The sequence below is a fragment of the Acinetobacter rongchengensis genome, from assembly GCF_003611475.1.
In the GTDB taxonomy this organism is placed as follows: domain Bacteria; phylum Pseudomonadota; class Gammaproteobacteria; order Pseudomonadales; family Moraxellaceae; genus Acinetobacter; species Acinetobacter rongchengensis.
The window spans coordinates 69,190-88,331 of the sequence record NZ_RAXT01000009.1; the positions used below are offsets into that span (position 1 = coordinate 69,190).

Annotated in this window: 22 protein-coding genes; 8 read left to right on the plus strand and 14 right to left on the minus strand. The window is 36.6% G+C overall.

Features of this window, described 5'->3' with window-relative positions; all coding sequences use genetic code 11:
• Positions 1 to 62: 62 nt before the first annotated feature.
• Positions 63 to 716, minus strand: a complete 654-nt coding sequence (locus D7V20_RS06960; protein ID WP_120383585.1) for a TetR/AcrR family transcriptional regulator — start codon at positions 714 to 716, stop codon at positions 63 to 65.
• A gap of 246 nt (positions 717 to 962) precedes the next feature.
• On the opposite strand from D7V20_RS06960, the gene prpB reads away from it, so the two are divergent.
• Complete coding sequence (prpB, locus tag D7V20_RS06965) at positions 963 to 1,847, plus strand: methylisocitrate lyase (protein ID WP_120383586.1); 885 nt, start codon at positions 963 to 965, stop codon at positions 1,845 to 1,847.
• A gap of 4 nt (positions 1,848 to 1,851) precedes the next feature.
• Positions 1,852 to 2,988 carry a bifunctional 2-methylcitrate synthase/citrate synthase gene (gene prpC / locus D7V20_RS06970; RefSeq protein ID WP_120383587.1) on the plus strand — a complete coding sequence of 379 codons (1,137 nt, stop codon included), beginning with the start codon at positions 1,852 to 1,854 and terminating at the stop codon, positions 2,986 to 2,988.
• A 147-nt stretch (positions 2,989 to 3,135) separates the two neighbouring features.
• On the opposite strand, the gene D7V20_RS06975 is transcribed toward prpC, so the two are convergent.
• From D7V20_RS06975 to D7V20_RS07000, 6 genes are all read right to left on the minus strand, one after another.
• Positions 3,136 to 3,759: a hypothetical protein gene (locus tag D7V20_RS06975; protein ID WP_120383588.1), complete on the minus strand. Its 624-nt coding sequence runs from the start codon at positions 3,757 to 3,759 to the stop codon at positions 3,136 to 3,138.
• 231 nt (positions 3,760 to 3,990) lie between these two features.
• Complete coding sequence (locus D7V20_RS06980; protein ID WP_120383589.1) at positions 3,991 to 4,524, minus strand: DUF2058 domain-containing protein; 534 nt, start codon at positions 4,522 to 4,524, stop codon at positions 3,991 to 3,993.
• A gap of 15 nt (positions 4,525 to 4,539) precedes the next feature.
• Positions 4,540 to 5,214: a YoaK family protein gene (locus tag D7V20_RS06985; protein WP_120383590.1), complete on the minus strand. Its 675-nt coding sequence runs from the start codon at positions 5,212 to 5,214 to the stop codon at positions 4,540 to 4,542.
• A 34-nt stretch (positions 5,215 to 5,248) separates the two neighbouring features.
• On the minus strand, positions 5,249 to 6,445 hold the full coding sequence (gene sstT / locus D7V20_RS06990; protein WP_120383591.1) for a serine/threonine transporter SstT: 1,197 nt from the start codon (positions 6,443 to 6,445) through the stop codon (positions 5,249 to 5,251).
• A 177-nt stretch (positions 6,446 to 6,622) separates the two neighbouring features.
• Positions 6,623 to 8,356, minus strand: a complete 1,734-nt coding sequence (locus D7V20_RS06995) for a SulP family inorganic anion transporter (protein WP_120383592.1) — start codon at positions 8,354 to 8,356, stop codon at positions 6,623 to 6,625.
• A 113-nt stretch (positions 8,357 to 8,469) separates the two neighbouring features.
• Positions 8,470 to 8,781 (minus strand): ArsR/SmtB family transcription factor, encoded by a 312-nt coding sequence (locus D7V20_RS07000; RefSeq protein WP_120383593.1) that lies wholly within the window; start codon positions 8,779 to 8,781, stop codon positions 8,470 to 8,472.
• Positions 8,782 to 8,970: 189 nt separating this feature from the next.
• Here D7V20_RS07000 and D7V20_RS07005 point away from each other — a divergent pair, with 189 nt between their 5' ends.
• From D7V20_RS07005 to D7V20_RS07030, 6 genes are all read left to right on the plus strand, one after another.
• Entirely contained in the window at positions 8,971 to 9,237 is a 267-nt protein-coding gene (locus D7V20_RS07005) for a hypothetical protein (RefSeq protein ID WP_120383594.1), read from the plus strand.
• 6 nt (positions 9,238 to 9,243) lie between these two features.
• Positions 9,244 to 9,990: a zeta toxin family protein gene (locus D7V20_RS07010; protein ID WP_120383595.1), complete on the plus strand. Its 747-nt coding sequence runs from the start codon at positions 9,244 to 9,246 to the stop codon at positions 9,988 to 9,990.
• Between the two features lie 292 nt (positions 9,991 to 10,282).
• A complete protein-coding gene (locus D7V20_RS07015; RefSeq protein ID WP_120383596.1) occupies positions 10,283 to 10,705 on the plus strand; it encodes a YeeE/YedE family protein in 423 nt (140 codons plus the stop codon).
• Complete coding sequence (locus D7V20_RS07020) at positions 10,702 to 11,112, plus strand: DUF6691 family protein (RefSeq protein ID WP_120383597.1); 411 nt, start codon at positions 10,702 to 10,704, stop codon at positions 11,110 to 11,112. The genes D7V20_RS07015 and D7V20_RS07020 overlap by 4 nt, the downstream gene beginning before the upstream one ends.
• Before the next feature lie 3 nt (positions 11,113 to 11,115).
• Positions 11,116 to 11,994: an MBL fold metallo-hydrolase gene (locus D7V20_RS07025; protein ID WP_120383598.1), complete on the plus strand. Its 879-nt coding sequence runs from the start codon at positions 11,116 to 11,118 to the stop codon at positions 11,992 to 11,994.
• Between the two features lie 510 nt (positions 11,995 to 12,504).
• Positions 12,505 to 13,560, plus strand: a complete 1,056-nt coding sequence (locus tag D7V20_RS07030) for a 3-deoxy-7-phosphoheptulonate synthase (RefSeq protein WP_120383599.1) — start codon at positions 12,505 to 12,507, stop codon at positions 13,558 to 13,560.
• 77 nt (positions 13,561 to 13,637) lie between these two features.
• On the opposite strand, the gene gcvH is transcribed toward D7V20_RS07030, so the two are convergent.
• The 7 genes from gcvH to D7V20_RS07065 form a co-directional block, all read right to left on the minus strand.
• A complete protein-coding gene (gene gcvH, locus D7V20_RS07035; RefSeq protein WP_010111632.1) occupies positions 13,638 to 14,012 on the minus strand; it encodes a glycine cleavage system protein GcvH in 375 nt (124 codons plus the stop codon).
• A 108-nt stretch (positions 14,013 to 14,120) separates the two neighbouring features.
• Complete coding sequence (locus D7V20_RS07040; RefSeq protein ID WP_120383600.1) at positions 14,121 to 15,152, minus strand: helix-turn-helix transcriptional regulator; 1,032 nt, start codon at positions 15,150 to 15,152, stop codon at positions 14,121 to 14,123.
• 96 nt (positions 15,153 to 15,248) lie between these two features.
• Entirely contained in the window at positions 15,249 to 15,698 is a 450-nt protein-coding gene (locus D7V20_RS07045; RefSeq protein ID WP_120383601.1) for a MaoC family dehydratase, read from the minus strand.
• Positions 15,699 to 15,950: 252 nt separating this feature from the next.
• Positions 15,951 to 16,802 carry an FkbM family methyltransferase gene (locus D7V20_RS07050; RefSeq protein WP_120383602.1) on the minus strand — a complete coding sequence of 284 codons (852 nt, stop codon included), beginning with the start codon at positions 16,800 to 16,802 and terminating at the stop codon, positions 15,951 to 15,953.
• A 66-nt stretch (positions 16,803 to 16,868) separates the two neighbouring features.
• The gene (locus tag D7V20_RS07055; protein WP_120383603.1) at positions 16,869 to 17,207 is read right to left on the minus strand and encodes an antibiotic biosynthesis monooxygenase; all 339 of its coding nucleotides are present in this window, start codon (positions 17,205 to 17,207) and stop codon (positions 16,869 to 16,871) included.
• Between the two features lie 81 nt (positions 17,208 to 17,288).
• Entirely contained in the window at positions 17,289 to 17,777 is a 489-nt protein-coding gene (locus D7V20_RS07060) for a GNAT family N-acetyltransferase (protein ID WP_120383604.1), read from the minus strand.
• A gap of 162 nt (positions 17,778 to 17,939) precedes the next feature.
• A complete protein-coding gene (locus D7V20_RS07065) occupies positions 17,940 to 19,139 on the minus strand; it encodes an acyl-CoA dehydrogenase family protein (RefSeq protein WP_120383605.1) in 1,200 nt (399 codons plus the stop codon).
• Between the last annotated feature and the right edge of the window lie 3 nt (positions 19,140 to 19,142).

Sequence of the window (19,142 nt, forward strand, 5' to 3'; positions counted from 1 at the left end):
GTTGGTGAATAAAAAACAGGAATGAACTAACTATACTATAAGAAAAAGGAAATGCAAAAAAACTAGACTTTTTGATGACCTTGCAAAAAGCGATCTACACAATAGCTGAAATAGTCATATATTTCTTGATCATTATCTTGAATATCTACACTCATAAGTACAGGCCATTCAATATGACGAATAATACCAAAATAGAACTGAGCTGCATAAATGGGTTGTTTACAGTCGATAAGACCGTATTCATCTGCTTTTGTTAGGGCAGATGCAATGGTCAGTTGGACATGCTTCGGTCCTTGTTCATGGATATACAAAGCCAATTTAGGACTTCTTTGAGCTTGTTCTAAAATTAAACGAATAAAAGCAGCATTTTCAAAACGTAATATTTGTGTTTTAAAATTCATTAATGTTTGAATGAGATAGGTACGTAAGTCATCGGTATTGACATTAAAAGGTTCACAAATATCTTTCGAAAATTGTTCACAACGATAATCACAAATTGCTGTAAATAAGCCTTCTTTATTGCCAAAGTATTTATAAATTGAAGCTTTAGAACCACCTGCATGTTGCACAATATCATCTAAAGAAACAGCATCATACCCACGCTCAAGAAACAGTTCATTGGCACTGAGTAATAATGCAAGACGGCGTTCATGACCACGTTTAGTTTGTGGTAAATCACAGCATGGGGTTCCGATTTGCGCTAAGTCGTTGTGCATAAATTTTAAAATACTGCTTCGAAAGAAATGGGGTTGCTACGAGTATAACAAAGATGTCAATGAATATCTTAAGTTATATAAAAATGAAAAATAATAATTAATAAAATCAATAAATTAAAAAAATGAATTAAAATTCATTTTTCTTTATGAAAAGTTTTATGTACACTCAGTCTGTAGCCACTTTTCAGAAAAGTAGGATGGCTATACAAAGAACTCAATAGATAAGTGACCGCTGTGGAAGGGAATATGACAGAACAAACATCTGCAGGCTTAAGATTTAGACAAGCTCTCGAAGTGGAAAAACCATTACAAATCATCGGTACAGTCAATGCTTATGCAGCAATGATGGCGAAACAAGTCGGTTACAAGGCGATTTATGTTTCGGGTGCAGGTGTTGCGAACTATTCTTACGGTTTGCCTGATTTAGGTATGACTAGTCTGGATAATGTTTTAGAAGATGTACGTCGTATTACAGAACGTGTAGATACACCATTACTTGTAGATATTGATACAGGTTGGGGTGGCGCATTTAATATTGCACGTACAGTGAAACAAATGATCAGCGCAGGAGCCGCGGCTGTTCATATTGAAGACCAAGTTGCACAAAAACGCTGTGGTCACCGTCCAAATAAAGAAATCGTTTCTCAACAAGAGATGGTCGATCGTATTAAAGCTGCGGTAGATGCAAAAACTGATTCTAATTTTGTTGTCATGGCACGTACAGATGCCTTACAAAAAGAAGGTCTACAAGCTGTGATTGACCGTGCATGTGCATGTGTAGAAGCAGGTGCAGATGCAATTTTTGCAGAAGCAATGACTGACATTACGATGTACAGAACCGTATGCGATGCAGTCGGTGTTCCTGTATTGGCAAATATCACTGAGTTTGGTGATACGCCTTATTATACGACAGACGAATTAGCTGAACAGGGTATTCGCATGGTGTTGTACCCACTTTCGGCAACACGTGCAATGCAAAAAGCTGCACTTGAAGTGTTCCGCTCAATTCGTGAAAACGGCACACAAGTCAATGTATTGGATAGCATGCAACAACGTAAAGAACTTTACGAATTCCTTGATTATCATACTTTTGAAAACACATTAGACAAACTATTTACCCAGGAGAAATAATAAAATGGCTGAAGGAAAAGTACTCACAGGCGCAGGATTGCGTGGTCAAGTTGCAGGCAAAACAGCACTTTCAACCGTTGGTAAAAGCGGTGCAGGCTTAACCTATCGTGGTTATGATGTTCAAGATCTCGCTGAAAACTGTCAATTTGAAGAAGTTGCTTATTTAATCTTCTTTGGTGAATTGCCAACAGCAGAACAGCTAGCGACTTATAAAGCAAAATTAAAATCACTTCGTCAGTTACCGCAAGCTTTGAAAGAAGTTTTAGAGCGTATTCCTGCAGACTCGCATCCAATGGATGTGATGCGTACAGGTGTATCGATGCTGGGTAATTTAGAAACTGAGAAATCTTTTGATGAACAGCAAGATGTTGCCGATCGTATTTTAGCAACATTGCCTGCAATTATTTGTTATTGGTATCGTTTTAGCCATGATGGCGTACGTATTGAAGAAAATACCGATGATGATTCTATCGGTGCTCAATTCTTACATTTACTTCGTGGCGAAAAGCCAAATGAATTGCATGAGCAAGTGATGAATGTGTCATTAATTCTCTATGCAGAGCATGAGTTTAATGCATCAACATTCACAGCACGTGTATGTGCATCTACATTGTCAGATATGCATTCATGTATTACAGGTGCGATTGGTTCACTTCGTGGTCCATTGCACGGTGGTGCCAATGAAGCGGCGATGGAAATGATTGAAAACTGGACGTCTCCTGAAGAAGCTGAGCGTGAAATGCTGGGTAAACTTGAGCGTAAAGAAAAAATCATGGGCTTTGGTCATGCGATTTATAAAGACAACGACCCACGTAATGGCATTATCAAGATTTGGTCTGAGCGTTTAGCAAAAGATGTGGGCGATACAGTGCTTTATCCTGTTTCTGTACGTTGTGAAGAAGTGATGTGGCGTGAAAAGAAACTTTTCTGTAATGCTGATTTCTTCCATGCATCTGCATATCACTTTATGGATATTGCGACTAAATTGTTTACGCCAATTTTTGTGATGTCACGTGTAACAGGTTGGGCAGCACATGTGATGGAACAGCGTGCAGATAACCGTATTATTCGTCCAAGCGCTGAATATACTGGTCCAGAACTGCGTAAAGTTGTACCAATTGAAGAACGTTCAGCTGCTTAATCATTAAATAAAATCATCTAAATAAACACTATTATTGATTACTCAAATTGTGTTTAACAGTAAAGCCTCTTTTCGAGGCTTTACGTGTTTCTATTCTGTGAAAAATAAATCTATCTGAATCAATATTGAAGCATGTGTTTAAGTCCTTTATTTCTTAGGCAGTAATAAAACAGGATCTTCCACGTTGTAGCCTGTTTCAAAAGGTATACCTAAATATTGAATGACAACCAACTTTTTATTTTGTTTAGGAACAATAAATTTTTGGGTAATTTTTAATGTGTTATCGTAATTTACAGCAGTTTGATTCTTACTCTGATGTGAAGGAGCAGTAATTTTATAGGTGGTTCTATACTCAGTTATTTTTTCACCAGGATCATACCAAGCGGCGATTTGTTTTGTACGCCGATTGAGTATTTGTATTTTTGCAGATTGGTTATTGCTCACAATCAATGGTGTTAGGCGTTTTTTGATTTGAGCCAAATCTTTTTCAAACTGAATCCCATCTTGATCATAATCAACTTTTTGGGTCTTAGGATTGAGATATAAAGACCGAACTTCTATTGGTTTTTCAGGTGTTTTACCGCTGAGTTGGTAATAATACAATTGTGGTAAACGGCCACGACCATCTTCATAATGCCTTAAAAGATAAAGTTTTTGCTCTTTAGCTGCATAACCCAATACTTCGATATTTTGTCCACCACCTACAGTTGCATAGCAATGTAATGACGTTGTAAGTATAGTGCCCGTTATAAGATATTTTAATATTTGCATGACAACACTCTTTATTTATTCTATAGATTTATTTTGCATTTTTTATTGTGAAATAAAAAATTAGTTTTGTATTTAAATACAGACGAGATTGTAAAAGTTTAAGCCCTAATTTCCCAAGTAGAAGTTTGTTATAACTTCAACACAAATCAGTAGTGATCAAGAATTGTTTGAAAATAACTCAACCTAGTGAACTTGTTTCACTAGGTTGAGTTATTTTTTATCGATGGTGAATTACCACATTAAATCATCTGGAATAACATAAGCTGCGTATGGATCTTCTTCATCTGTGGTTTGTTCATTTTTCTCGGAATTATTCACAATAATAAAACCGGTCATTTTGTCATTTATACGATCAGCCAATGCTTTTGGTAGAAGTGCATAACCATCGGCATCTTTTGCAACCACTAAACTTCCAGAAACCAAAGCATTATAAACTTGCTGATTGATATAGATCTTTTTAATAGAACCATCAATAAATTGATAAACAGATTCACCATCTGTGTCTCTGATTTTATGTTGCGAGATCATTTGAATAATGGATGCTTTGAGCGCTTTTTCATCCAATATTTTTTTCTTTTCTAAGTCCAATGCTTGGTCTTTTGATAGTTTTTGCTGCTTGTCTTGTTCAATCTTGGCTTTGATTTCAGCTTCATTACTTTGCCCAGTCCGTTGCTCGTGCTGTGCTTGCTTTGACAGTTTCTTTGCTTTTTTATTATCGACTAAGCCAGCTTTAAGTAACTGCGCTTGTAGTGCATTTTTCACCATAAAAATAACCAACCATTAACTGTGTATTGTGCGATACCGAAAATAAACAAACCAGTACACTAAACTTAAAATTAGACTTAATCCCGCAGGAATAAGAAATGCATTCAATTGTAAATAAGGATGTAATACACTGGCAATGATTCCACCGAGAAAAAAACCAAGAAGAATCAATAAATGTAAGGTAATTCGGCGTTTTTCAGCATTTAAACCACGGAACAAATAACCCAATGCCAAACCTAAGTCGGTCAAGACACCTGATAAATGCGTAGTGCGAATAATTGTACCTTTATAATGGCTAACCATTGCATTCTGTACACCCATTGCAGCACTTGCCCATAACAGAGCATATCTTGGATATTGCGGAATAAACAGCCAACAGAGCAGGATAAAGAATGCAACCAGACTCAGTGGAATACCGTATCTACGACCGAGTTGAAAATGACTATTGCCTAAAATAAAACCACTATAACTTGAGCCAAGTACATAACTTAAAATTACCCAAAATAGATAAAAAATCGTATCAGCTTGATGATGAACAATTGCTTGTGCCAATAAACTGGTATTACCCGTCATATGGGAAATAGATTGATGTAGAACAGTAATTAAGCCGAGAACATTAATCATGCCCGCATTGACTGCGAGCATGAAAGCAGCGAATTGCATCCAAATGGGTAAGCGCTGTAATGGCATAAATCCTTCTTTTTATTCGAACACCAGTGATTTATTACTTTTTAGAAAGATCTACTGCTGCTGTAAATAAGACATCAGTAGAAGAGTTCAAAGCAGTTTCAGTCGAATCTTGTAAAACACTGATCACCATACCAATAGCAACCACTTGCATAGCGATTTCCGAAGGAATACCAAATAAACCACAAGCAACTGGGATGAGCAATAATGATCCACCAGCTACACCTGATGCGCCACATGCAGTCACAACCGATACAATTGAAAGAATAATCATCGTCACTAAGTCAACTTGAATGCCTAGCGTATGTACAGCAGCTAGTGTGAGTACAGTGATGGTGACCGCTGCACCTGCCATATTGATTGTTGCACCTAATGGAATTGCAACATTTGCCGTTGTATCTGAAACACCTAGACGTTTTGCAAGATCAAGGTTAACTGGAATGTTCGCTGCTGAACTACGTGTAAAGAATGCAGTAATACCACTTTCTCTTAAGCATTTTAATACCAAAGGATATGGATTCTTACGCATTACAAAAGCAACAATAAGCGGGTTAATAACAAGTGCCACAAAAATCATTGTGCCAACAAGAACTGCAATCAGTTGTGCATAGTTTTTAAGGGTTTCTAAGCCAGCTTGTGCAAAAGTTGCAACAACTAAACCGAAAATACCAACGGGTGCAAAAGCAATCACGATGCGAATAATTGAATCGATAGCACCTGCCACGTCAACAATCATTTGTTTGGTGGTATCAGAAGCATGACGAAGCGCTGCACCTAAGCCTACAGCCCAAGCCAAGATACCAATAAAATTGGCTTGATCTAAAGCAGAGATTGGATTGGCTATAAAACTCAATAAAAGGTTTTTCAGTACTTCAGCAACACTACCTGGTGGTTGTAATGCTGCATCAGATGCATGGGTAAAGATTAAAGTACTTGGGAAAGCCATACTTGCAACCATAGCGCTCAGCGCAGCCAAAAGCATGCCAATTGCGTATAGACCAAGAATAGGTTTGAGGTTTCCTGCACCTTGACCCACTTTAAAATTGGCAATTGATGCCGTAACCAATACAAAGACAAGAATTGGTGCGACAGACTTTAATGCCTTAATAAACAATTCACCTAAAATATTAAAATATTCAGCAGAACTTGGAAAAAGATAGGCAACTAAAAAGCCCAAAATAATTGCAATTAGAATACGACTAACTAAACTTAAACGTGCTAGGGCAGCGAACATATCCGAACCTTAATGCCTAAACTGGCCTAAAATCAATAAACAAGCTGAGTATTCTATACCTAAACAGGATCACATAAAAAATACAATTTTTAGATAAAAAATAAAATATTAAAAAATATACAAGTTTTTCTAAAATTAACAATAAAAAATGCTTCTAAATCAATCCATTTCATCGCTTTAAATATGATAAAAGCTTTGAGCATCTAATTGATGCATGGCTTGATAATGTGTTAAAAAAACCTTGCCACTCAGTGCATTGATTAAATTAGACTGCTTTAGGCGGTCCATGACAGGGCCTTTAACTTCAGATAAATGCAATTGGATCTTGAGCTTATCCAACTCACGATTTATTTCTTCTAGAGTTTCCAAAGCACTCAAATCAATATTGCTAATACTGGAGCAGTTGATGACTACGTGATGCAAATCTGAATTTTTACTGACTTCAGAAATCACAAATTCTTTAAGGGTATTGGCATTTAAAAAAGTTAAATTTTCATCAATACGAATAGACACAATATTGGCACTGGTTAAAACATCATGGCGAGAAATATTTCTAAAATGTTGTGTTCCTTCAACTAGGCCGATTACAGCGATATGTGGTCGACTAATGCGCCATAGCAATAATAAAAAGGTAGAAACAATACCAATGATTAAACCTGTCGAAATATCAATACACAACACTCCAAAGAAGGTAACCCACATTGCGATACCATCCGCTTTTGAATAGCGCCACGTTTCAACAAAGGGTTTAAAATCGACCAATTTCCAGATGGAAACCATGATTGTTGCAGCGAGGATAGCAAGAGGCAATGCTTTGAATAGCCCTGTAAAATACAGACTGACAATGACAATAAAGATCGAAGATAAAACACCAGCCATGGGGGTTTTTGCACCTGCATCAGCATTTACAACCGTTCGAGACAGGCTGCCTGTTACTGGAAATGCAGCACTGATTCCTGCACTGATATTGGCTACACCGAGCGCAATCAGTTCCTGATTACTATTCAATTCACTACGTTGTTGAAAAGCAGTTGCTTGGGCAATTGAAATTGATTCAACAAAACTGACCATGGTGATCATGGTTGCACCGGGCAAAAGCTTTAAAACTAAGTCCCAATTCCAAAATGGTATGCTTAATGGTGGAAATCCTGAAGGAATTTCTCCAACCGTTTTAATCCCCAAATGATCGATATGAAACAGCTGGACTAAAGCGATAGAAATAAAGACCAACAATAAAGGCAATGCTTTAATCCAAAATTGCATAGTGTTTGAAAATGCTTTGAAAATCGATGAGTTGAGTAACTTTGGAATATAGATTAAAAATACAATTGATCCGATACCAAATATAAATGTTGCAAGATTGGTCAGCGCTAAATATTGCCATGCACTTTGCAAAAACTCGATGATATCCCCTGATTTTAATGGCACATCTAGTATAAATTTCACCTGACTGAGTGCGATTAACACTGCCGAAGCAATAATAAAACTTTTAATGACAGGATGGCTAATAAGACGAATTAAAAAGCCAAATCTAAAAATGCCTAATAACGTTGAAAGTATGCCAACCAGTAAGGCCAATAAACACGCTGCTTGAATATATACAGGGGAGCCGACTTCGTATAAAGGTTCCAATGTTGCAAAAGTCATCATGGAAATGAGTGCAACAGGGCCTATAGACAGTGTTGGACTTCCACCAATCAGGGCATACACAATCATCGGTAAGATACTGGCATATAAACCCATGACAGGTGGTAAACCTGCAACCATTGCATAAGCCATACCTTGCGGTACAAGCATTGCAATCACGATCAGTGCTGCAAGCAAATCAGCTCTAAATTTTGATGAATTATAGTTTTGTAACCATAACCATGCGGGGAGAATTTTACTCAGTTGTAACTTGCGAGTGGGCATCACATTTTCATTATCACATTTTCATATATATTATGCATAAAAAATGCTAAGAAGGTAGCTAAAATTAACCCTTAAAGATCTAAGTTGTTGTCAATAAATATAATTTAGAAGAATTAAGCCTTGTGGCAATACAAACTATATAAAGTGTTGAGAACAATATGTAATTTCTCATCCTTAATCGAATAATAAATTTGTTTACCATCACGTCGTGTTAAAACCAGATCACTTTTACGCAGCATCATCAGTTGCTGAGAGAGCGTAGGTTGAGTAATTTGAGTCTTTTCTTCGATTTGTGAAACATTTAGTTCTTCTTGCGCGAGATGGCACAAAATGAGTAAACGATCTGTATTGGCTAAAGATTTTAAAATAGTGACCACAGATGATGCAGATTCCCGCATCACATCAACTTCAAGATCATTAGACATATTTACTTTCCATGATTGTATAAGCAAGTATAAACGCAGCATTATATACTGTATTTTTTATACTATTTTCTTTGCTTGAACTTTTTCGACTATTCTTTAACAAACAATAGTCAATGCTACAAAATAGACAAAAATGTGGATTATGATAAGATCAACTAAACATCTAATTATTAGATGCTGGAGTAGAATATGAGCACTTCAACAAGCATGACCGTAATGAAAACGACATTACGTGAAGAAGCAACCATTCCTAAATTGGCCATTCAGTCTTTTTCTGATGCATTTGAGCATGCTATCCAATCTGAACAGCAAGTTGTTTATGCAGAAGATTTTAAGTTGATCGCTGTACAACAAGGGCAGAAAGTCATTGTTAAAGATTTATCCAAAGCTTATGTTGTTCCGCAACTTAAACGCAGTGTGCTCAAACGTAAAAATAAACAAGAGGTGATGGCATAAGCGTCTATGCGTCAACCTAGAATTCGTATGTTTGCAGGGCCAAATGGTTCTGGTAAAAGTACCATTAAAGATTATTTAGCACCTCATCAAATTGGGGCTTATTTAAACGCAGATGAATTAGAAAAAGATTTAAAGCAATCGCAAATTTTAAGATTAGAAAACTATCATCCAGATTTAAATACACATACACTGATTCAATTTTTAAAACAGAAGAAACGAAAGCAAGCCAATGATTTTATTCCATTATTATCAATTAATCCGCAAATTCTAAGTGATGGTTCTGTTTATTTTGAACAGCAAGAAATAGATTCCTATCTGTGCGCTCGAATTATCGACTTTATAAGAATGGAGTTTTTAAAATTAAAAATCAGTTTTACTTTTGAAACGGTGATGTCACATATTAGCAAAGTCGATTTTCTAAAAGAAGCGCAGAAACAAGGCTTTAAAACCTATTTATATTATGTGGCAACGGTAGATCCTGAAATTAATATAGGTCGAGTATATTATCGGGTACAGGTCGGTGGACATGCTGTACCTGAGCAAAAAATTCGTGACCGTTATTATCGCAGTTTAGATTTGCTCATGTCTGCGATAGAAGCTTCAGATCGTGCGTATATTTTTGATAATTCAAGTCATGGTGAAAAAGCAGCCTTTATTGCCGAAATCGAAAAAGCAGAAGTGTTAAAACTCAATCCAGCCGTAGAATATTTTCCAAAATGGTTTGTTGATAAAGTCCTAGAACAGTTTAGCTAATTTTTACGAATATAAATCAGCTGTTTGCAATAACAACTAACATAGAACTATAAAATTAAATGATAAAAAAACCTTTAAATTCATTATTTTGTTTAAATAATAGTCGATGATTTAGGGATTAATAACCCTCGTTAGAGCACAAGAAAAAAATGTAATGATTCAATTGATTTGATTGCGGTCAATCGAATGACTGCAACTTGAAGCTGATGAAACATTCAAAAAGTTTGAAAATGGATTGATTAGTTTATAAATATATATATTATTAAAACATATATTGTTTGAATTTTAAAATATGCACGATTATTTATTGGCGTTCTTGGGTGGGCTTTTACTCGGAATATCTGTTGTAGGCTACTTATTTTGCAATGGTCGAATTGCAGGGATTAGCGGCTTAATTGCTCAGGTATTGAATCCACAAACGATGTTCAAAACACCTGCAATATGGTTTCTATTGGGTTTATCGATCACTCCATTTTTCTATGGATGGATTTTTAAACCACAGATTGCCATGGTGGTTACGAGTCCAATCCTTTTAATTTTTTCGGGTTTATTGGTTGGATTCGGCACCAGCTTAGGCTCAGGTTGTACCAGTGGGCACGGAATTTGTGGAATCAGTCGCTTATCTAAGCGCTCTATTGTTGCAACGAGTATTTTTATGTTGGCTGGATTTATAACGGTTTATGTTATTCGTCATGTGATAGGTGTTGCGCTATGAAAAATATTTTAGCTTTGGTTTTTGGTGGATTATTTTCAATAGGGCTTATGCTTTCAGGTATGTCAAATCCAGCGAAAGTCATTGGTTTTTTAGACTTATTGGGAGATTGGGATGCCAGTTTAGCATTTGTAATGCTTGGCGCGATTGCCGTAGCATTTTTTCCTCTTCAAAAAGCCATACGCAAGCCTGTGACGATTTTTAATGAAACGATTCAACTTCCTGAAAAGACTCAATTGGATCAAAAATTAGTTTCGGGTGCTTTTATTTTTGGTATCGGTTGGGGAATTGCAGGGATTTGCCCCGCACCCGCTTTGACACTGATTGGTTTGGGCTATGCACAAGTGCTGTATTTTATTGTCGCCATGTTACTGGGTATATTGATTCAGCGTCAGGTCGCAGGAGCATAAGCAATGATTCGTCCATTGGTGCAAGATTTTTTTGATGAATCGAGCCATACCTTTAGTTATGTGGTTAGCGATCCTGAGACGCAGTGTTGTGCAATTATTGACAGTGTTTTGGATTATGACGCAGCATCAGCAACCACATCAACCCATCATGCAGATCAAATCATTGATTACATTCAAAAACAGCATTTAACAGTACAGTGGATCCTTGAAACGCATGTTCATGCAGACCATTTAACGGCGTCACAATATTTAAAAGCGCAGTTAGGTGGGAAAATTGCAATGAGTGAAAAAATTGCAATTGTTCAGGATACGTTTTCTCATATTTATCATATTGATATTAAATCATTAAATGCTCGTCAAGCATTTGATTATCTATTTAAAGATCAAGAAGTTTTTAAAATAGGGGCGTTAGAGGCATATAACATTCCGACACCTGGTCATACACCAGCGTGTTTGAGTTATGTGATTGGTGATGCTGTTTTTGTCGGCGATACGCTGTTTATGCCAGATTATGGAACTGCTCGATGTGATTTCCCTAAAGGAAGTGCATCTCAACTTTATGATTCTGTGCAACACATTTTTGAATTACCTGAAAATATGCGCATGTATTTGTGCCATGACTATTTACCTGAATTGGCCAACGCTAGGCAAAACTATATGTGTCAAACAGATATAAAAACACAGCGGATGGAAAATATTCATATCCATAGCGGTGTTCATAAACAAGCATTTATCACAATGCGTGAACAACGTGATGCAAGCTTATCAATGCCTAAACTGATGTTAGTTGCTATTCAAATTAATATGGTAGGTGGACAGTTTCCAATGCCAGAAACGAATGGGATCAGTTATTTAAAATTGCCTTTTAACTATTTTAAATAACTGTTTTATAAAAATATTTAATAAGAATGATTGGGCTTAAATATTAAAGGTTGGTTAAATTGAATTTTTTCCAACAAAATCGCTTAAATTTAAGTATCGATAATTCTCCTCAACCCATCAAAAACATGAAAAAACGCTTGTAAAGTCTGTGAACAGAGAGTATTGTGAATTTAATACAGATTTTACGAACGACATGAAGATGTTAAAGCAACCATTAATCGCTACTTCTTATTATTTTTGGCAATTCTTTAGATAATTGCCTGAAGTCGTTCGGGCAATGAATTAGTTGCCCATCAAAGTTAATACCTGATCGGCAACACCGATCAGGTTTTTTTATACCTTTTTATTTTATAAACTTTTTGATTTGAGACATTTGGAGAACATCATGATGACATTGAATAACCTATATTTTAGCAACTTTTATTGGACTTATTTTGGTCAGCCACGTTCGAATAGATCACATACGCTCAAATAAAAGTAAGGACTGTCGAGAGTCCAAAGGAATACATCATGAATGCTTTAAATATCGCTTTACAACAAAATCAAAGCCAAGAAATTGAACTTAGTTTACCAAACGATTTGAAAAGAAAATTTTCATTAAGTCATCGCTTGGCGGTTCAAATTGCACAACAACGCCAAACCATACAAAATATACTCAATGGTAGTGATCCTCGTTTATTGGTGATTACTGGGCCATGTTCAATTCATGATGAAAAAGCAGCACTCGAATACGCAGAAAAATTAAAACAAATTCAAAGTAAAATTTCAGATCAAATCTTTTTAGTAATGCGTGCTTATATTGAAAAACCACGAACTACAATCGGCTGGAAAGGTTTTTTATATGACCCAAATCTTGATGGTTCATCTAATATGCAATTGGGCCTAGAAAAATCACGCCAACTTTATTTAAACATTATTGAAATGGGCCTGCCAATTGCCAGTGAAATTTTGAGTCCGATGGCGACAGCTTATTTTGATGATTTATTGGCTTGGGGTGCAATTGGTGCACGTACCAGTGAATCTCAGATTCATCGTGAAATTTCAAGTCATATGCCTTTCAGCATAGGCTTCAAAAATGGCACAGATGGCTCAATTCAAATCGCAATGGATGCGATTCAATCTGCCAGTCATGCGCATCAATTTTTGGCAATGAGTCAAAAAGGTACACCATGTATTTTGCAAAGTCAGGGTAATCCTTTACCCCATTTAATTTTACGTGGCGCAAACCATGGGCACAATTATGATGCTGAATCTATTCAGCATATTCGAGACCAATATCAAGGTCATTTACCTGCTTTGGTGATTGATTGTAGTCATGGCAATAGTGCAAAAGATCCACTTAAACAGCCTTTGGTTCTACAACAGATTATTGCAGAAAGACACATAACACAGGTACGTGGTGTGATGTTAGAAAGTCATTTACTAGATGGAAACCAAAAGATTTCATGTGATATGACTTATGGTCAGTCGGTGACTGATGGTTGTTTAGGATGGGAAAAAACAGCGCAATTGTTGTTGAATCTTGCTGAACAATTATCCACGAAACCATTATTACGCACAGCTTAACTTGAAAATTTTTGCAAAAAAAAAGATCAGATGAGTCTGATCTTTTTTAAAGCACTATTATTATCTTGAATAAAAGATTATAAACCTGCTTCGTATTCAGTATTGCTGAGTAATTTTTCAACATCAGCAATATTGTCAGGTTTGATTTTATAAATCCAACCTTTGCCGTATGGGTCGTCATTGACGAAATCAGGATCATCTTCTAAAGCTGTATTAATTTCAACGACTTCGCCTGAAACGGGAGCATGAATATCTGATGCAGTTTTCACAGATTCAACCACACCTGCTTGTGCACCTGCAGTGACATGGCTACCTACTTCTGGCATTTCCACATAAACTAAATCACCTAACGCATCTTGGGCATGATCAGAAATACCAGTAATCACAAGATCACCTTCAATTTTTACCCATTCATGTGTATTTGCATACTTCAAATCTGAAGGATGATTCATAATGACTCCTTAATATGACAATTTGTTTTTGTTAAGCGTTATACAGGTTTTTCAGTGAAAACAAAAAGCAGAGATACTGATAACCTTATTCATTCAAGCAAATAATGCTTATAAATACGGATCTTTACGCCAACTGCTCGGACTACGGCCGCTCCAACGCTTAAAAGCTCGGCTAAAATTTGCGACATCACTATAGCCCAATTCATCTGCGATTTGCTCAAGTGTATAGTCAGTTCGTGAGAGTAGCGATGTTGCATGTCGATAACGAACTTCATCCACCAATGTTGAAAATGAAGTGCCTTCAGCAGCCAACTGCCGCTTTAGGGTTCGATCTGACATATGTAGCCGGTCAGCTACATTTTCAATACTTAAATAATGTTGTTCTGAATGGGTCAAAATATCACGTACACGCATCGCCAAACGACGTCTTTCACCCAATGCAGAAAGCTCAGCTTCACATTGGTTGATTGCAATTTGACTGGCAATCGGGTCTGCATTGACCATTTTCAAACCTAAATAAGCCTTGTCAAAACTAGCAATAAGATGAGGTTGGTCAAAGCTCATGTTATAGCGAGACGCCAATTTAACCATATATTTATCAAAACCTTCTGGTTTTGGAAAATCAAAATCGATATCGCCGTGTAACTCTTCTATGCCTGTCAAAGCCTTTGCCATCGTCATGATACCAAAGGTTAAGCCCATAACGATTTCTGTACGTAAAGGTTCTATGTCGATATCACACTGCAATTGTAGTGTGGCTTTTTCGCCAAAAGTAGAGAAATACAATTGTAAAAAGGGCATGCGTAACTGAATAAATCGGTTTGCGAGCACCAATGCATCGGTAATATCGTGAGCCGTCATGATGGCATAGCCAATAAACCCATGAATTGAAATACGCATTTGCGTACCCAAGTGATAACCAAGGGTGGTTTCCCCAGTCAATTTTAATGCATGCTTCACCAATTCATTGGCAAGAGGCGTTGGAATCCTGCATTCAGGCTCTGCCAATTGTTCACTGGTAAAGTTAAAAGGTGCAAAAAGTGTTTCTGCGCTATAACCCCAACGAGAAACAATATCTAATAATAATAGTCCATATACACCAGGAATTCCCTGATCTTGGCGACCTGAGACTGTCTTCATTTGCTATCCGTTGCTCTCAACATGTGCTTCACTTTAATGAATTATATTGTCATGGAATATCTAAAAAATTCTAAATATTGTAAGACAAATTTAGAATTAATGAGCATCAAAATGACGTTTGAATACCACAATTTTTGTGGTTGATATCAGCAGAATATCACCGTGTTGATTTTTCGCCTGAGTCACATAAGTCACAATAGCACGATCATTTTTAGTTCTTGATGGCGTAATAGAAACAATTTCGACTTCAACATGAATTTTATCGCCAACGCGGGTTGGTTTAGGCCATCTCAAACTTGATTCAGAGCCAATTAAACCATAAGCAACAGGGAAGCATTCTGTCCAAAGACGCATGGTTACAGCAGAGGTGTGCCATCCACTTGCTGCCAGACCTTGAAAAATAGGATGATCTTTGGCTTTTTCGATATCGGTATGAAAAACTTGCGGGTCGTATTTTTGAGCAAATTCCAAAATTTCTTCAAGTGTCATTTCATATTCACGGCTAACAAAATGATCACCGATATTGATATCTTCTAAATACAACATGATTTAAATGTTCCTTTAATTTGGCACAACGTATAAATATATGACTTTAAATACAACTGTATAACAGAACCTTCGTCTTATAAAAAGCTTAGGTTTTTATATACTGGGCTTTTTGTGTAAGTCGAATTGTGATGAACATTTATTGATAAGAAGTTTCCTTTCCTGATTAATTGTGATCATTTTTTGACTTTTTAAAACCATCTATTTAGGGTCTGTTGACAATTCGTCTATGTTTGCGACTATGCGTATTTTTTAGGCATGCTGTGTGCTATTCAACATATTGATATAAACGTGTTGAGAATGTGCAGGAAGAGCAGCACGTTGTTCCAATAAATCAATACAGCGTAGCGTTAAATCAAATGATTGGTAGCAGCAGTGGGCAATCAATGCAAGGTGCTTTAATTGTTCATCGCTAATATTTTGAGGCTTTGTGAAATCTCGCACATACACAATATCCGCTTCGAGTAATTGGTTGACTGCACGTAAAGGTTGATTTTGGTAGGTAAAAGGTGAGATTGGCCATTTTTTTACAGCTGCAAAACAATGCGGTATAAACCCTTGGTTACGCAACTCAATGTCGATTTCTCCGAAACTGGGTTGATTTTCATAGAGAGTAATAAAAGATATTTCAGTTTGTATTGCAACAGCATTGCTAAGTTTTTGTTTGCCTGATTGAAAAACAGAAAGCTCAGTACCTTGTATATCGATTTTTAAAAAATCAACTACTTGGATTTCATCAATATCATCTAACTGATGGGTAGAAATAAAAACTCGTTCTAAGACAGTTGCATTGGCTTTTAATGCTAAAAAATTGTCAAATGTGTCTGGGTTAGGTTCAAGTAAACTGGTCATACCTGAATATTGGCACACTTTTAAAGTGTGTTGATTGCCATCACCAATTGCATAGGGGAGGTATTTTTCTAATTCAGTTTTTTGTTGATTGAGCTTTTCCAAAGCTTCAGGTTGAGGTTCGAAACCTGTAACTTTACATAATTTTGACTGTAAAAGTGTTTTATAAGGTGGATCACCATCTATAGGATTTGCACCAATATCCACAATTTCTGTTAAACGCTGTGGTTGTAATAAGTTAATCAGTTGATGCATATCATGTCCATAAGGTTATTTTTATATCTGATCATTATTGATGATGAAAACACACATATTTCTAGTCTAAATAAATGCAAAAGGAAATTTGTGTAGATAATCGGCTTCAACCTCAAGTTCTAAAATTGTTTCTGAATGTTTGATTGTTTTCTTCATCATTTCACCTGCCTTTTTATAATCGGGATAAGTATCGCTGTTTAGCAGATTAAATTGAGTATTTTCCCAAATTTCCTGTGTAGGCCATTGTGCATAGCCAATATAATCGTCCGTTTTAGTCTCTTTATGCAGCCGTGAACCCAATGAACCGAGTAATAGATAAATACCTTCGGTACGTACTTTCCATGCACGTATAAAATCAGCTTCCATTCCTACATGTATCTTAAAACGATAAATGGCAATAAACATATGATTCTCTTTCTGATATTTCTGAATAAACACGACCAATAGCGTTAAAATTTATGAATGCTCTAAATTGAAAATCGTGTTTTATTTAATCGTTTTTAACATCCAAATTTCACAAGCATGGCTATGTCCAGTATTGCCTTTGGGGTGTTTTAAATGCTCAAAACCTAATTTTTCATAAAGTTTAACAGCTTGCCAAAGTTCTTTGGTGGTTTCTAAATAACATGATTGAAACCCTTGTTGCTGGGCAAACTCAAAACTTTTTTCAAGAATCTGCTTGGCAAAACCATAACCACGTATTGCAGGGGAGAAGTACATTTTTTGAATTTCAAGAATAGTTGCATCACCTGCTAATGGTGAAAGCCCGCCACCCCCATGAATCCGCCCAGTTTCATCTTCAATGACCCAGTATTGCGCATTCGCTTGATTATAGACATCATATAGATTATCTAAAATTGGATCTGCCACAGCAAAACCTGATTCAGGTGCTAAACCAAATTCTTGAGAAACATCACGAATAATTTGAGCGATTGCTGCATTATCCTTGGCTTGAATTGGCCTAATTTTAAACATATGAAAATCAATTCAAAAAGAGATGAATTTTTATAGCAAAAAAATCATCTCTTGTGGTGAGTTTAAAATTTAACTGGTTAAAAGTTTGTCAGTTTTAAAACTTTCTCAAAACCTACTCCTATAATTTAGTTTGGTAATTAGGGCTCTTTAATAAGCAAAAAACTATTTTAACTCGCTAGAAGTTTTACCTAATTCACGGCGCGCGATAATCAATTGCTGAATTTGCTGTGTTCCTTCAAAAATATCGAGGATTTTTGAATCACGAGCCCATTTTTCTAACAATTCTGTTTCGTTATAGCCAACACTTGCTGCCAATTCCACGCATTTTAGGGTAATTTCATTGCCGATGCGTCCAGCTTTGGCTTTGGCAATTGAAGCTTCACGTGAATTCGGTTTTCTATTGTCTGCCATCCATGTCGCTTTTATGGTTAATAAACGTGCAGCCTCCCATTCTGCTTCCATTCGATAAATTTGTGCTGCCAAGTTCGAAGTTTGTAAATAAGGTGTTGCATAATCTGGGTCAAGTTCATCTTTAAAAATTTCTTTAATCCGTTCTAAAGATGCTTTGGCACAACCGATCGCCATTGCAGCAACCAAAGGTCGAGTATTGTCAAAGGTTTCCATCACACCAGCAAAGCCTTTGGCAACATCAATTTCAGCATTTCCCAGTAAATTAGCAGCGGGAACACGACAGTCAATAAAGCTGATTGCAGCAGTATCAGAAGCTTTAATTCCCAATTTATGTTCTAGTCTTTCAACTTTCATCCCTGGTGTGCCTTTCGGTACCACAAAAGATTTAATTGCAGCTCGTCCAAGTTTTTTATCTAAAGTTGCCCAAACTACAACTGAGTCAGCACGTTCGCCAGAGGTGACAAAAATCTTTTCCCCATTGAGAATATAATCATCGCCATCTTTGGTCGCAGTAGTACGAATAGCCGCAGAATCAGAGCCACAACCTGGTTCTGTAATGGCCATCGCAGCCCATGTACCTTTGAAGCGTTCTAGTTGTTCATCATTGGCAACAGCGGCAATAGCAGAATTTCCTAAACCTTGGCGTGGCATAGACAGTAGTAAACCTGTATCGCCATAACACATTTCAATAATACTTAATGCCGTACTCATATTGACGCCATTTTTATTACCTACTTGAACATCACCACGGACATTCACAGCAGCACCTGCATTCAGTCCTTCACCACCATCATTCATACCATCGAGTAGTGATGCCAACATATCCAATTCTTTGGGGTAAGCATGTTCTGCCTTGTCATATTTACGTGAAATAGGGCGCAGTACATTGATTGCAGTTTCATGTGCTTGATCTAAAAGCACTTTAAATTTTTTGGGATTTTGTAAATTCATGAT

Bases quoted from the DNA above. Each gene is read 5' to 3' on its own strand.
- D7V20_RS06960 (WP_120383585.1), bottom strand. From the start codon at position 716: ATGCACAACGACTTAGCGCAAATCGGAACCCCATGCTGTGATTTACCA.
- prpB (WP_120383586.1), top strand. From the start codon at position 963: ATGACAGAACAAACATCTGCAGGCTTAAGATTTAGACAAGCTCTCGAA.
- prpC (WP_120383587.1), top strand. From the start codon at position 1,852: ATGGCTGAAGGAAAAGTACTCACAGGCGCAGGATTGCGTGGTCAAGTT.
- D7V20_RS06975 (WP_120383588.1), bottom strand. From the start codon at position 3,759: ATGCAAATATTAAAATATCTTATAACGGGCACTATACTTACAACGTCA.
- D7V20_RS06980 (WP_120383589.1), bottom strand. From the start codon at position 4,524: ATGGTGAAAAATGCACTACAAGCGCAGTTACTTAAAGCTGGCTTAGTC.
- D7V20_RS06985 (WP_120383590.1), bottom strand. From the start codon at position 5,214: ATGCCATTACAGCGCTTACCCATTTGGATGCAATTCGCTGCTTTCATG.
- sstT (WP_120383591.1), bottom strand. From the start codon at position 6,445: ATGTTCGCTGCCCTAGCACGTTTAAGTTTAGTTAGTCGTATTCTAATT.
- D7V20_RS06995 (WP_120383592.1), bottom strand. From the start codon at position 8,356: ATGCCCACTCGCAAGTTACAACTGAGTAAAATTCTCCCCGCATGGTTA.
- D7V20_RS07000 (WP_120383593.1), bottom strand. From the start codon at position 8,781: ATGTCTAATGATCTTGAAGTTGATGTGATGCGGGAATCTGCATCATCT.
- D7V20_RS07005 (WP_120383594.1), top strand. From the start codon at position 8,971: ATGAGCACTTCAACAAGCATGACCGTAATGAAAACGACATTACGTGAA.
- D7V20_RS07010 (WP_120383595.1), top strand. From the start codon at position 9,244: ATGCGTCAACCTAGAATTCGTATGTTTGCAGGGCCAAATGGTTCTGGT.
- D7V20_RS07015 (WP_120383596.1), top strand. From the start codon at position 10,283: ATGCACGATTATTTATTGGCGTTCTTGGGTGGGCTTTTACTCGGAATA.
- D7V20_RS07020 (WP_120383597.1), top strand. From the start codon at position 10,702: ATGAAAAATATTTTAGCTTTGGTTTTTGGTGGATTATTTTCAATAGGG.
- D7V20_RS07025 (WP_120383598.1), top strand. From the start codon at position 11,116: ATGATTCGTCCATTGGTGCAAGATTTTTTTGATGAATCGAGCCATACC.
- D7V20_RS07030 (WP_120383599.1), top strand. From the start codon at position 12,505: ATGAATGCTTTAAATATCGCTTTACAACAAAATCAAAGCCAAGAAATT.
- gcvH (WP_010111632.1), bottom strand. From the start codon at position 14,012: ATGAATCATCCTTCAGATTTGAAGTATGCAAATACACATGAATGGGTA.
- D7V20_RS07040 (WP_120383600.1), bottom strand. From the start codon at position 15,152: ATGAAGACAGTCTCAGGTCGCCAAGATCAGGGAATTCCTGGTGTATAT.
- D7V20_RS07045 (WP_120383601.1), bottom strand. From the start codon at position 15,698: ATGTTGTATTTAGAAGATATCAATATCGGTGATCATTTTGTTAGCCGT.
- D7V20_RS07050 (WP_120383602.1), bottom strand. From the start codon at position 16,802: ATGCATCAACTGATTAACTTATTACAACCACAGCGTTTAACAGAAATT.
- D7V20_RS07055 (WP_120383603.1), bottom strand. From the start codon at position 17,207: ATGTTTATTGCCATTTATCGTTTTAAGATACATGTAGGAATGGAAGCT.
- D7V20_RS07060 (WP_120383604.1), bottom strand. From the start codon at position 17,777: ATGTTTAAAATTAGGCCAATTCAAGCCAAGGATAATGCAGCAATCGCT.
- D7V20_RS07065 (WP_120383605.1), bottom strand. From the start codon at position 19,139: ATGAATTTACAAAATCCCAAAAAATTTAAAGTGCTTTTAGATCAAGCA.